The 12,970-nt window shown below is 67.6% G+C and carries 9 protein-coding genes; 2 read left to right on the top strand and 7 right to left on the bottom strand.

Going from position 1 to position 12,970, the window contains the following annotated elements:
• Positions 1–31 precede the first annotated feature (31 nt).
• Positions 32–781 carry an SDR family NAD(P)-dependent oxidoreductase gene (locus A5781_RS14120; RefSeq protein WP_067206905.1) on the bottom strand — a complete coding sequence of 250 codons (750 nt, stop codon included), beginning with the start codon at positions 779–781 and terminating at the stop codon, positions 32–34.
• Positions 782–816: 35 nt separating this feature from the next.
• On the opposite strand from A5781_RS14120, the gene A5781_RS14115 reads away from it, so the two are divergent.
• On the top strand, positions 817–1,230 hold the full coding sequence (locus A5781_RS14115) for a F420-dependent biliverdin reductase (protein ID WP_067206902.1): 414 nt from the start codon (positions 817–819) through the stop codon (positions 1,228–1,230).
• Positions 1,231–1,534: 304 nt separating this feature from the next.
• Here A5781_RS14115 and A5781_RS25035 read toward each other — a convergent pair whose 3' ends face one another.
• The 4 genes from A5781_RS25035 to A5781_RS14095 form a co-directional block, all read right to left on the bottom strand.
• The gene (locus A5781_RS25035) at positions 1,535–1,798 is read right to left on the bottom strand and encodes a hypothetical protein (protein ID WP_082939343.1); all 264 of its coding nucleotides are present in this window, start codon (positions 1,796–1,798) and stop codon (positions 1,535–1,537) included.
• A 12-nt stretch (positions 1,799–1,810) separates the two neighbouring features.
• Positions 1,811–4,825 (bottom strand): hypothetical protein, encoded by a 3,015-nt coding sequence (locus tag A5781_RS25890; RefSeq protein ID WP_197503833.1) that lies wholly within the window; start codon positions 4,823–4,825, stop codon positions 1,811–1,813.
• Between the two features lie 90 nt (positions 4,826–4,915).
• Positions 4,916–7,171, bottom strand: coding sequence for an alpha/beta hydrolase-fold protein (locus tag A5781_RS14100; RefSeq protein WP_067206890.1), 2,256 nt, complete (start codon positions 7,169–7,171; stop codon positions 4,916–4,918).
• A 35-nt stretch (positions 7,172–7,206) separates the two neighbouring features.
• Positions 7,207–8,334 carry a Xaa-Pro peptidase family protein gene (locus A5781_RS14095; protein WP_067206886.1) on the bottom strand — a complete coding sequence of 376 codons (1,128 nt, stop codon included), beginning with the start codon at positions 8,332–8,334 and terminating at the stop codon, positions 7,207–7,209.
• A gap of 47 nt (positions 8,335–8,381) precedes the next feature.
• Between A5781_RS14095 and A5781_RS14090 the strand changes: the two genes are divergently transcribed.
• On the top strand, positions 8,382–9,338 hold the full coding sequence (locus tag A5781_RS14090) for a 5'-3' exonuclease (protein WP_067206883.1): 957 nt from the start codon (positions 8,382–8,384) through the stop codon (positions 9,336–9,338).
• 4 nt (positions 9,339–9,342) lie between these two features.
• Here the strand turns inward: A5781_RS14090 and A5781_RS14085 are convergent, their stop codons facing one another.
• Both A5781_RS14085 and A5781_RS14080 read right to left on the bottom strand, forming a co-directional pair.
• Positions 9,343–10,101, bottom strand: a complete 759-nt coding sequence (locus A5781_RS14085) for a DUF4333 domain-containing protein (RefSeq protein WP_067206879.1) — start codon at positions 10,099–10,101, stop codon at positions 9,343–9,345.
• A gap of 79 nt (positions 10,102–10,180) precedes the next feature.
• Positions 10,181–12,952, bottom strand: coding sequence for an RNA helicase (locus A5781_RS14080; protein ID WP_067206875.1), 2,772 nt, complete (start codon positions 12,950–12,952; stop codon positions 10,181–10,183).
• Positions 12,953–12,970: the final 18 nt, after the last annotated feature.

The raw sequence follows: 12,970 nt of genomic DNA, 5'->3' as shown, positions 1-12,970 counted from the left end.
TCGCTTCGCTCTGCATCGTCACCGGCGCGGATCATCGCGGCATCCTGCGCCAGATGAACTGCGGCATCACCCGCATCACGGCGGAGGCGGGCCCCAGCGCCCACGGGATCCATACGGTGCGCCGGCCCTTCGCCAGCGCTCGCGCCGTGGCCTTGGCCACCTGCGCGGGGGTGCTGGACAGTGGCGCCGGATCCATACCGTGCGTCATGCGTCCGATCACGAAACCCGGACGGGCGATCAGCAGTTTGACCCCGGTGCCATGCAGGGCGTCGGCCAAACCGCTGGCGAAGCCGTCCAGGCCCGCCTTGGCCGAGCCGTAGACGTAATTGGCGCGACGCACGCGCGCGCCGGCGATCGAGGAGAACACCACCAGTTCGCCTTTGTCGGCTGTGCGCATCGCGGTGGCCAGGTGGGTGAGCATGCTGACCTGGGCGACGTAATCGGTGTGCACGATTTCCACCGCATGGGCGGCGTCAGTCTCGGCGCGGGACTGGTCGCCGAGGATTCCGAACGCCAGCACGGCCGTGGCGATGGGGCCGTGATCGGCAACGACCGAGGCAACCAGCGGGCCGTGCGACCCCAAGTCGGCGGCATCGAACTCCACGGTGTGCACCGCCGTCGCGCCGGCGGCTTTGAGCGCAGCGATCTGCTCGTCGAGTTGATCGGCCTTGCGGGCGGCCAGCACCACTGTCGCCCCGGGCGCCAGGAGCCGTGCCAGCTCGATGCCGATCTCGCTACGTCCGCCCAGGATTAGCACTGGTCCTGCGCCCGTGTCGTCCACGGCTGCGATTATCGCCTGCGCTAGCGTGGGCGGTGATGGCGAATACCACAACCCGGCTCACCGACGATGCGCTGGCGTTTCTGTCTGAACGGCATCTGGCCATGCTGACCACGTTGCGAAACGACAATTCGCCCCATGTGGTGGCGGTGGGTTTCACCTTCGACCCCAAGACGCACATCGCGCGGGTCATCACCACCGGCGGCTCGCAGAAGGCGGTGAACGCCGACCGTGGCGGGGTGGCGGTGCTCAGTCAGGTCGATGGCGCGCGGTGGCTGTCGCTGGAGGGCCGGTCCAAGGTCAACAGCGATGGCGACGCCGTCCGCGATGCCGAACTGCGGTACGCCCAGCGCTATCGCACCCCGCGCCCGAACCCGCGCCGGGTCGTCATCGAGGTGCGGGTGGAGCGGGTGCTGGGTTCGTCGGGATTGCTGGACCGGGGCGAGACCTAGCGGGTTTGGGTCTGGCTACCTCGTCCGGCCAAAACGCGCAATCTGCTTAGCTATTTTTTCTCCGCGGGTCGTACTCGGTCCCTGAAATGTCATCCCAGAACTTTGGCGAGACATCCGTCGCCCTGTCTTCCGGAGCAACAGCGTTTACTTTCTCCTCAAATTCATCAAGAACCCTGCGCGCCTCCGCCAACTCCGCTTCTGTCGGCGGAGTCACGCCAGCCTCTTCTGGGGTGCAAAAGATCTTCCCCGCGATTTTCCTCATGACACCGTACCGCCATTCTTCTGCGCCAGTTATTCCTACGTCTTAAACAGGTGTTCCTCGGTTACTGCCGGGCTTCTGGAGTAGGAGGTCATCGTGCTCTCTCCTACGGCACGCCTCTATGAACTTGATTGCAGCCTCCCGGTCACCTAGGAAACGATGGTATTGGTCAGGAGTAAGCTCGAAATACTCTTCATAGTCGACAATGCCATTGCTCACTGGTATTGACGCATAGTAGCGGCCTGATTCTGATTCAACGCCAATTGAATACCTTTCCTCTCGCGAAAAGAATGTGTCGTCGAATTTCATCTGCCTCCCTATCTAATTAAATATCTCTGTTACAGTGTAGTCCTCCGGTGGTATTCTGCCGCCGTCTACTACAGCCTCGGAAGAACCATCTGGCAGGAGGCCACCGGGAATCCATTGTTCATTGGCGCCCGCCTCGTTGCCTGATGGAATCCGCAGATTAAATTCCTCTGGATCTGCGATATCGATTCTGGCAATGTTGGTTGAGTCAAGGAAGCCCTCGGGCAGTCCGAGTTCGCTCTCCATTATCCGCGGATTGCCTTTTGCCGCCTCGAGCATGGCGTCAGCTTCATGCTTGGGCATCACGAACGATGTCCCGTCTCGCTGCGCGATGCCATATTTCTCAAGATTGGTTTGTGGCATAAATCGCGTCGCTCCGTCACTAAATTTCTCGAGATGATTATGAATGTATTTTGGCGACAAATACTCTGATGGATCAGGGCGACTGCCCTTCGGCATAGCAAGGATTTCATGTCGTTTTTCAGCACTCAGCCCGTCTGAGGGCTCCTGGTCTCCGGGGGCGGGATGAGACTCGTCATGCGCATGTGGCGGCCCATCGCCATCATGCGGGTGCCCATCCCCGCGGCGGCTGGGTGAATCCTCATCTCCATGCCTGCGTCGACCGCCACCGTTTGGTCGTTGTTCGTCTGGCTTACCGCCAGCCGGGTCGCCGTCGCCCGGACCGCCCGGTTTTCCGCCATGCGGCGGCTGACCGTCAGGCGGCCCACCATCGCCAGGGCTGTGCGATGTGCGACCCGGTGCGGGCATTTCCGGCGGGCGGCCATCCGGGGCGGTGAAATGCGGCGTCGACCCCGAGGGCGAGGCGGCCGGCGCGAGTCTTGGCGCACTGGCGCTGACCGGCGCGCCCTCAATCGGCGATCCGCTCGGCGCCACCGGGGCACGCGCCGGCAAATGTTCCGCTAACTGCGCCACGCTTGCTGGCGCTCGTTCGCCCGCTGCGGCAGGTACGGCTGCCGCTGCTGAGCCAGGCACCGAGGCTGGGATCGGTTCCCGCGGACCGCCCACCGGCGCCGGCGCCGACTCATGGGGTCTCGGGGCAGGAACCGATCCTGGTTCATGCGGAACACCGCCCGCGGACGACGCAGAGGGAGCGGGAGCCTCTGCCGGCACCGATGCCGCTTCGTGGGAACTGCCTGCCCCCGTCGCCTGGGCTGGCACAGGCTCCACCGGCGGAGACACCGGATCATGGGGACCACCCGTCGCCGTAGCCGGCACAGACTCAACCGGCGAGAACATCGGATCGTGGGGGTCGCCGCGCGGAGGCGTTGACGCTGGCGCCGGAGCAGCCGCGGGCTCATGGGGATCACCCGGACCCGCAGGCGCTGGTGCTGCTGCGGGCTCCCCCGCCGGATCGTGTGGTGCACCCCCCACTGGCCAGGGCGCCGGCTCATGCGGACCGCTCCCGGCCCCAGCCCCCAGAGCGGCAGCTGGATCGTGCGGCGCACCCGGTGCAGTGTCGGACGGGTGTGGTGTCGCCTCGACGGGCGCCTCAAGTGGCTTGCCGGACGGTAGACCGACAGGAGTACCGCCAGCGGGCGGAGCTTTGATTTCCGGCAGGTCCCCGATGGCGCCTTCGAGGTTCTTGGTCACGTCGCCGCCGGCCTCGGTGATGTCGATCAGCGCGCCGCGCGCTCCCGCCGCGCCCTCCCCACCGGCACGCCCAGCAGCGCCACCCGCGGCCTCCGCCTCTTCCTCGGCGCCACGTGCAGCGGCTCCCGCACCATCGGCCGCCGCACCTGCCTCACCGAGGCCCGGGGCGATCAGCGTGGCGGCGTCGAATGTGACTTCACCGGCGCCCAGTCCCGGCCGAGCCGTACTCCAATCCTTGGCATGCACAAGGCCTTTCAGCTCCTGCAGCCTCGCTTCCGAAAATTCTTCGGGATTGACCGCGGCATTGATCAGACTTTCTTTCCAGGCGTTTTTCACCATGCCCGTCCAGGTGGCGGCCGCACCCTGGGGATCGGCAGCGATCCAGTGCGGGCTCAGGTCGACGAGGCCCAGCCCCACGCCGACCGCACCTTTGAGGACCCCCTCATGGGCATTGATCCAGGTGTCGGCGATGGTCGCGACGGCGTTACCGACGTCGTCTCCGAGGAATTGGACGAGCCCGCGGCGCGCGTACTTCTCGCATTTGATGACCGTGCGATCGGCCGCTTGCATGAGGAACTTGATGGCCTGCTCACAGGCCCTGGCTTCATGCCCAAGATGCTGCAGCACCGCGTTGATGTCCTTGACGATCTGTTTGATCTCATCCCACGCGTCACCGTCGATGATGAGCATGACGTCATGACCGAGGTCGCCGAGGGACTCGATCCGACGCAACAGATCCCGGATCGCGGTTTGGGCGTGGTCCACCCTGTTCGCGAACGTGTCGATGGTGTCGGCCAGTGTGCCGCACAGCTCGCCGACAATCGCTGTCGACGAGCCGATTTCGCTCAAAGCGTTGTCGATCTTCTCGCCTTCAGGAATGTGTTGGCTGTCGAACAGCGTCTTCGATGCGTTGAGAGTTCCCTTCACACCCTCGGCCGCCGCACCGAAGGCACGCCAACGAGATGCAGCCGCACGCAGACCCGCCACATCGCCATCGGGCCATGCCTCGAGGACAAACGATTGCACGAGCGACCACAGCGGTGGGGGCGGCTGGCCTGGCCCCCACGTTCCAGGCGGCCCCGGCGCGGCAAGCTCGGCCGGCGGGGACGGTGGCTCTAAAGCTCCGCTTCCGCCGCCCAGCGTCGAAGCCGCCTCGGCGTGTGAGTAGTTCGACGCGCCTTGCTGGATGACGCCCCCGCATTTCCGGCAAGCGTTGACGGCGGCAGCGGCCGCTTTCAGCACTGACTCGGCCTTCTCCTGATACGCCAAGCCAAACACCTCGCCGGCCCGGTCGACACCGGTGTGCGCCGAAAAACCGGCGGTCAGCACCGCCAGATTCGCTGCCAACCCCTCGCCGGCGGCCTGCACCGCGCTACCCGCAGCGAACATCGCCTCGGGATCGACCACCAACGGAGCCACGCGCGAAATTCTGGTCGAGACCGCGCGCCGCCGCTATTCACCCAATGATGGCCTTTGCCAAGCTAGCCGCGGCCGTATAGCAGCCACAACTCATTCATCAACAGCCCGCGTGGCCAGCGTGATGCGGTGCCGTCCCACCGCCACCGCCAAGGTTCGCTTAGCCGGCTGGCCATCGAGTTGGACGCTGACCCCGTCAGGCAGCCCACTCAGCGTGATCCGTGCGGTGGTGTCGGTGGCCACCGCGATCGTCGACGCCGGCAAGGCTGCCAGTCCGGCACGCTGGACATCCACCGTGATACCGGCGATGCCGGTGAGCCGCAGCGTGAGATACGGCAGCAGACCGACTGGCGGGCCCACCCGCCAGTCCAGTTCGCTGTACACACCCGGGGTCGGGTCGAAGTTCAGGATGAACCCGCGATGATGCCGAACGGTGTGCGTGGGGTCCGGGCGCGCATACGAACGCGCGTCGACTTCGGCGATGGCCCCGCGCCGCGCCGTCACCGCGGGATCCGCGGTCAAGCCCGACAGCCACCACACCCGATGCGGCCCGATACCCAGGTCGTCGCGCACTAATTGCGGATGCCACGCAAACGTGATGTGTCCCGGATCCGCTTGGCGTAAGCCGGTTTCCATGTGAGCGATCGGGTCTTCGAACTTGTCCTGCAACACCCAGGCGATGTGATCCTCGAGCGGATACACGGTGAAGCGGTGCCGGTAGCCCAGCCGGTCGAGTTCGAGCACCTGCTCGGCGGCCGCCGGGAACGGCACCAGCTCGTCGACCAGCCCGTGCGCGATGACATAGGGCAGCCAGCGGGCGTTCACCAGCAGCTTCCAGGTATCGCCCTCGCGGGCACAGGCCGAGTTTGGGTCGAGGTCGGCCGGGATGTCGACGTCGGGAAGCAGCCGCACCCCGCACGCCGGCGGACCGGCCAGCACGACCGCCTGCGAAAACACTTGCGGATAAGTCAATCCCAACTTGTAGGCCGCATAACCACCCATCGAGTAGCCCGAGATCACGGTGCGATCGGGATCGGTGCCCAATTGTTCGGCGACGCGCGCCCACACTTCCCAGACGTCGAGTTCTCCGGTGTCGAAGTACCACGTCGACGGGCCTCGGGCCAGCGGCGTGACCACCACCGAGTCACGGCCTTCGCACACCTGGTGCAGCAAACGGGGGTCGATGGCGGCGAATTGGCTCTGCCCCAGGGCGAGCGAATGCAGCAGCAGGGTCAACGGCAGCGTGCGGCCCGGCTTGAAAGTCGACGGCAGGCATACCGAATACGGCTGCACCCGACCGAGAAACTGCGGCTTGGTGCTCAAGACGTCATCCGCGGCGACACCCTGGCCCAGCTCGACCGAGGACACGTACCACCGTGTCGACGGGCCGGTGATCACCGGCTCGGCAGCGGTCTCGCCGGCCGCTAGCCGATCCCACGCCACGGTCACGGCGAACTTCGACACGTCGCCGCGGGTCAAGGCCTCGGCCTGGGCGGAATCCGACCAGAAGTTCAGGTGCGGCGGCTCCTGTTCGTGGGTGCGGAACGCGACGTTGTAGACGTTGGGCTGCCCGGGCAACGCGCCACGCTCGGCGGGCACGTCGGCGAACCCGTCACCCGCGGCGTTGGCCAGCCCAGCCGCCAACCGCACCGTCCAGTCGCCGGCCGGCTCCAGCAAGGTCCGCGGCACCTGCGCCAGGAACGTTCGCGATCCCATGTCGACGCTGTGCGGTACCGGGGTCGTGGATCGGTTGGTCAGGTCGATCAGCGCGGCGCCACTGCCCGAAACCAGCAGGGCCATGTCGATCCCGGCCGAGCGCACTCCCGCCCCTGCGGGCCACTGCTCGGGCGCGGTTCGGGCGGGGCCGGTATCGAGGGTGAACAGCGCGATGGGGACCGACGCGTCCAGCAGCGTGTTCCAGTCGATCCGCCACCACGTGTGGGTCGCGGTGAGCCCGATCGCGACGCGGAAGATGTCGGCGCCGTTGCGGGCCGCGGGGCCGTCGGGATAGACGTAGGTACCGCGGGGCGGTGCCTGCACCTTCAGGTCGCCGATTGGTAGGCCGGTAGCGCCGTGGTCGTCGTAGAGGAAGTCGGTCCAAAAGAGGGCACCGCCGGCAACGCGGCCGGTGCCACAGGTGCGCGGAAACTCCTCGCCGAACGGCCATCCCGACGGCACCGGAAGTTGCGGCTCTGGGCGCAGGGCCGCCGGCGGCACACCCTCGGGCATCCCGTCGACCACGACGAGTTCAGCTGGTGGCGTGGGTGCCGTTGTGGCGGGATGCACCAGCGTGTCGGCGATGTGGCGTGCGATGCGAATTGGAAGAAGAGTCAGATCCAGAAGTGACATCAAGCCCAAACCTACGCGCCGGAGAGGCCCGGATGCTAAGCCGCGGGCACCACGATCAGTTCGTGTGGCCGATTGTTGACGGCCAGGCCGCCGTCTTCGGTCACGACGACGATGTCCTCGATACGGGCACCCCATAGGCCCGGGAAGTAGATGCCCGGCTCGATGGAGAAGGCCATGCCCGCGGCCAGCGGCAGGTCGTTGCCCGCGACGATATAGGGCTCCTCGTGAACCGAGAGGCCGATGCCGTGACCGGTGCGGTGCACGAAATGCTCCGCCAGCCCGGCATCGGCCAGCACATCGCGGGCCGCCGCGTCGACCGCCTCGGCCATCACGCCGGGGCGGACCGCCTCGACGGCCGCGCGTTGCGCGCGCTGCAGCACCGAATAGCGCTGTGCCACCTCGGAATTCGGCTCGCCAATGCTATAGGTGCGGGTCGAGTCGGAGTGATAGCCGGGCTCGTACGCCCCGCCGATGTCGACGACGACGATGTCACCGACTTGCAGTTCGCGGTCCGAGTAGCCGTGGTGCGGGTCGGCGCTGTGCGGTCCAGAGCCGACGATGATGAACGACACCTCTGAATGCCCTTCGGCGACAATCGCTTCCGCGATGTCGGCGGCCACGTTGGCCTCGGTGCGGCCAGGGGTCAAAAACTCCGGCACCCGGGCATGCACGCGATCGATAGCCGCGCCCGCTTTGCGCAGCGCGTCTATTTCGCCTTCCTCCTTGACCATCCGCAGCGTGCGCATCACGTCGGTGGCCAGGACGGGCAGCACCCCGAGCACCCCGGCCACCGGCAGCAGGTGCAGGGCCGGCATGGAATCGGTGACGGCGGTTGCCGCGGGACCGCCGCCGAACGCCGCCCCGACCAATTGGTAAGGGTCGTCCCCGTCCACCCAATCCCGCACGGCCAGCCCCAGTTCCGCGATGGCCGACCCCTTGAGCGAGGCCAGCTCGAGCCGCGGGACTATCACCATCGGGTCGCCGGACGCCGGCAGAACCAGCGCGGTGAACCGCTCGAGCGTCTGGGCGCGCGACCCGACGAGGTAACGCAGGTCGTACCCAGGCGTGATAACCAGCCCGGACAACCCCGCGTCGGCGGTCGCCGCGGCCGCCGCCGCAAGCCGGCGGGCATACACCCCGGCGCCGAACCGATGAGATTCCATGGCAGCCAGGCTAACCGGTTGGCGTCGGCGCTGGCAGGATAGTCAGCATGCCTGCGCCGCTATTGCTACTCGACGGGGCCAGCATGTGGTTCCGGTCGTATTTCGGGGTGCCGTCCTCGATCACCGCCCCAGACGGCCGGCCCGTCAACGCCGTGCGCGGGTTCATCGACTCGATGGCCGTGGTGATCAACCAACAACGCCCCAGCCGACTGGTGGTGTGCCTGGACTTGGACTGGCGACCGCAGTTCCGGGTGGACCTCGTCCCCTCCTATAAGGCGCATCGCGTCGCGCAGCCAGAGCCCGCAGGCGAGCCAGACGTCGAGGAGGTCCCCGACGACCTGACACCGCAGATCGACATGATCATGGACCTGTTGGAGGCCTTCGGGATCCCGACCGCGGGCGCCGAAGGATTCGAGGCGGACGATGTGCTCGGCACGCTGGCCGCCCGAGAACGCCGTGACCCGGTGGTCGTGGTCAGTGGCGACCGCGACCTGCTGCAGGTGGTGTCGGACGATCCGGTTCCGGTCCGGGTGCTCTACCTGGGCCGCGGGCTGACCAAGGCCACCCTGTTCGGGCCGCCTGAGGTCGCCGAACACTACGGTGTGCCGGAGCATCGGGCGGGGCCGGCCTACGCCGAATTCGCGCTGATGCGCGGCGATCCGTCCGACGGCCTGCCGGGCGTCCCGGGCGTCGGTGAGAAGACCGCGGCGACCCTGCTGGCTCAGCATGGGTCGCTGGAAGAAATCCTGGCGGCCGCCCACGATCCGAAATCGAAGATGGCCAAGGGTTTGCGCTCGAAACTGCTGGGTGCGGCCGAATACATCGAGGCCGCAGGGCCGGTGGTGCGGGTGGCCACCGACGCGCCCGTCAGCCTGTCCACGCCGACCGACGCGCTACCGCTGGTGGCCGACGACCCGCAACGCACCGCGAAGCTGGCGACCAAACTGGGCGTCGGGTCCTCGATAGCCCGGTTGCAGAAAGCGCTCGACGCGCTGCCGACGTAACCGGCTACTGCGGGCGGCCGACCTCGTAGGTGCCCTTGTTGTCCTGGAAAGTCACCGTGACGTGCTTGGGGGCGCCGTCAATGCTGACGTCGCAGTCGAAGGTGGCACCCTTCTTGACGGTGGGGTTCTGGCCGTGGTTGCACTTGACGTTCTGGACGTTCTTGGCCCCATAGCCGTTGGTCTCGTCGGACAGGACCTGCTGCACACCGGTCTGCGCCTTATTGACGTCCAGCTTGGTGGTGACGAAGAACCCGGGCTGCCAGAAGCCGAGTATCAGCACGACCGCGATGAGCAGGAAGGCGATCACACCGCCCACGCCGGCGATCACGCCGACCGACCGCTTCTTGGCCGGCTGCTGGTCGTACGGCGGGTACTGCTGCGGGTATTGGCCCGGCTGACCGTATTGCCCGGGCTGACCGTACTGTCCCGGCTGCCCGTATTGCCCCGGCTGCTGGTACTGGCCCGGCTGGCCGTACTGCCCCGGCTGCCCGTACTGGCCGGGCTGCGCATATTGCCCGGGCTGCCCGTACTGGCCGGGCTGCTGATATCCGGGCTGCTGCGGGTATTGCTGCGGGTACGCCTGTTCGGCGGGCTGTTGGTACTGCGGGTAATCGGCGGGCGGCGTGTACGCCGGCGCCTGCCAGGTCGCCTCCTGGCCCGGCTGCTGCTGCCAGGGCGAACCAACCTGCGTCGGCTCGGAGGAGTGATCGCCACCCTGGCCGGGCGGTTGCCACTGCTGTTCCGGTCCCTGCGGTCCGCTCATCGTCTCTCCTCAGCCCCTTGTGTCTCGGCACGAATCATCGGCGTTGTGATTTCCGCATCTACGGTAGCTTCGGCTCAGCCTACCCGGCGTCAACAGCGACGACGCCGCGCCGAATGTCATTGATGGCGCGCTTGGCAGTGGCCCGCAGCTCGGGGTCCGGGGCGGCGTTGCGAACCTGGTCCAACAGATCGAGCACCTGGCGGCACCAGCGCACGAAATCCCCCGCCAGCAGCGGCGAGCCGGTGCCGGCCGAGTCGACGGCCGCCAGCGCAGCGGCCAGGTCGCCGGCCTTGGCCCAGCGATAGATGACGTTGACGAAACCGTCGTCGGGCTCTCGACTGGGTGCGATCCGGTGCGTCTGCTCGTCGGTGCGCAGCGCATACGACAACCGGGACGTTTGCTGCAGCGCCTGCCGCACTTCCTGGGTCGGCGCCTCTGCGGCGAACGCCGCCCGCGGGCCCTCGCCGCCCCTGGTCTCGTACAGCACCGCCGAGACCACCGCGGCCAGCTCGGCGGGCTTCAGATCGGCCCACGCGCCGGTGCGCAGGCATTCGGCGACCAGGAGGTCGCTCTCGCTGTAGATGCGGGCCAGCAGCCGGCCGTCGTCGGTGACGTGGGGATCGGTGTCCGGGCCTTGAATGAAGCCACGCTCGGTGAGCAGGCCCACGATCCGGTCGAACGTCCGCGCCAGCGAATTGGTCGCGGCGGCAACCTTTTTCTCCAGTTGGGCGTTGTCCCGTTCGATGCGCAGGTAGCGCTCGGCCAGCCGGACTTGGGATTCCAGGCCGGCGTTGTTGTGTGACGGGTGCCGACGAAGCTCCTCTCGCAAAGACGCCAGCTCGGGGTCGTGAAAGCCGTCGTGGTCGCCGCGGCCGCTGCGCCGCCTCGCCGGAACGGCCAATCCGGCGGCCGCCGACTGCAGCGCGGACGCCAGGTCACGACGGACGCGCGGTTGACGGTGCTCGACCCTCTTGGGCAACGGCATCGAACCGACCGGGGCCGCCGCACCCGAGTAGTCGGCCGTCGAAATCCGGCCCGCCCAGCGGTTTTCGGTCAGCACCAATGGGCGCGGGTCGTCGCCGTCGCGGGCCGATTCCAACACCACCGCCAGCCCGCCGCGCCGGCCGTGGGTGATGTTGATGATGTCCCCGCGCCGCAGCGCGGCCAGCGCGTCACTGGCCGCCTGCCGGCGCTGCAGCCGCGACGCGCGGGACTGCGCGCGCTCCATCTCGGTGATGCGCGCACGCAGCCGGGCGTAGTCGAGGATCGGCGCCTGCGGCCCGCCCAGCTCGGCGGCGATCTCGCCGAGCATCGCGTTGCCGCGCTCGATACCTCGGACCAGGCCGACGACAGAGCGGTCAGCCTGATACTGGGCGAACGACTGCTCCAGCAGCCGATGGGCCTGCTCGGGACCCATCTGCTGCACCAGATTGATCGTCATGTTGTACGACGGGGCGAACGAGCTGCGCAGCGGGAACGTGCGGGTTGAAGCCAATCCCGCGACCGCGGACGGTTCGGTGGTTTCTTCGGCGGGATTCCAGAGCACCACCGCGTGGCCCTCGACGTCGATGCCGCGCCGCCCGGCGCGCCCGGTCAGCTGCGTGTACTCCCCCGGCGTCAGCGGCATGTGCTGCTCGCCGTTGAACTTCACCAGCCGTTCGAGCACCACTGTGCGGGCAGGCATGTTGATGCCGAGCGCCAAGGTCTCGGTGGCGAAGACCGCCTTGACCAGCCCGGCCGTGAACAGCTCTTCGACGGTGTGCCGGAAGACCGGCAACATCCCGGCGTGGTGGGCCGCCAGACCGCGCATCAGCCCTTCGCGCCACTCGTAGTAGCCGAGCACCGCCAGGTCGGCGTCGGCAAGATCACCGCACCGGTGCTCTATCACCTCGGCGATCTGCGCGCGCTCCTCCTCGGTGGTCAGCCGGAGCGGCGAGCGCAGGCACTGCTGGACGGCGGCGTCGCAACCGGCGCGGGAGAACACGAACGTGATCGCCGGCAGCAGTCCCTCGGAGTCCAGGGTCGCGATCACGTCCGCCCGGCCGGGCGGCCGATAGAACCGCGGCCGGCCGGGCGCACCGCGTCCGCCGCGCCCCCGCCGCGGTTGCCAGTCCGACATCCGGTCCGCCTCGCGGCGGTGCGCGATGTGGCGCGCCAGGTCCGGGTTGACGCGCGCCTCGCTGACGGCCGTTGGTTGCTCGCCGGCTTCCGGGTTTCGGTAGTCGAACAGATCGAAAAGCCGCTTGCCCACCAAGACGTGTTGCCACAGCGGCACCGGCCGATGCTCGTCGACCACCACGGTCGTATCGCCCCGCACCGTCTGGATCCAGCCGCCGAATTCCTCGGCGTTGCTCACCGTCGCCGACAGGCTGACCACTCGCACCTCGTCGGGCAGGTGCAGGATCACTTCCTCCCATACCGGGCCGCGCATCCGGTCGGCCAGGAAATGCACCTCATCCATCACCACGTAGGAAAGCCCTTGCAGCGCAGGCGAATCGGCGTAGAGCATGTTGCGCAGCACCTCGGTGGTCATCACCACCACGGGAGCGTCGGCGTTCACCGACATGTCGCCGGTGAGCAGGCCGATCCGGTCGCGGCCGTAGCGCGCTGTCAGGTCGGTGTGCTTCTGATTGCTCAGCGCCTTGAGCGGCGTGGTGTAGAAGCACTTTCCGCCCGCGGCCAGCGCCAGATGCACGGCGAATTCGCCCACCACCGTCTTGCCGGCCCCGGTCGGCGCGCAGACGAGCACGCCGTGACCGCGCTCGAGCGCGGCGCACGCCCGTCGCTGAAAGCCGTCCAGCGCAAAGGGCAGTTCGGCGGTGAATCGGGTCAGCTCGACGAGCTCCGTCAAGTCCTGTGGCACCGACGG

The organism is Mycobacterium sp. 852002-30065_SCH5024008, from assembly GCF_001665645.1.
Lineage (GTDB): Bacteria > Actinomycetota > Actinomycetes > Mycobacteriales > Mycobacteriaceae > Mycobacterium > Mycobacterium paraffinicum.
This window is presented reverse-complemented; position numbering and strand designations above follow the sequence as displayed.

What these genes read in the sequence shown, in the direction of transcription:
- A5781_RS14085 (WP_067206879.1), bottom strand. Translation starts at nt 10,101, where the DNA reads ATGAGCGGACCGCAGGGACCGGAACAGCAGTGGCAACCGCCCGGCCAG.
- A5781_RS14095 (WP_067206886.1), bottom strand. Translation starts at nt 8,334, where the DNA reads ATGGAATCTCATCGGTTCGGCGCCGGGGTGTATGCCCGCCGGCTTGCG.
- A5781_RS14100 (WP_067206890.1), bottom strand. Translation starts at nt 7,171, where the DNA reads ATGTCACTTCTGGATCTGACTCTTCTTCCAATTCGCATCGCACGCCAC.
- A5781_RS14090 (WP_067206883.1), top strand. Translation starts at nt 8,382, where the DNA reads ATGCCTGCGCCGCTATTGCTACTCGACGGGGCCAGCATGTGGTTCCGG.
- A5781_RS14115 (WP_067206902.1), top strand. Translation starts at nt 817, where the DNA reads ATGGCGAATACCACAACCCGGCTCACCGACGATGCGCTGGCGTTTCTG.
- A5781_RS25035 (WP_082939343.1), bottom strand. Translation starts at nt 1,798, where the DNA reads ATGAAATTCGACGACACATTCTTTTCGCGAGAGGAAAGGTATTCAATT.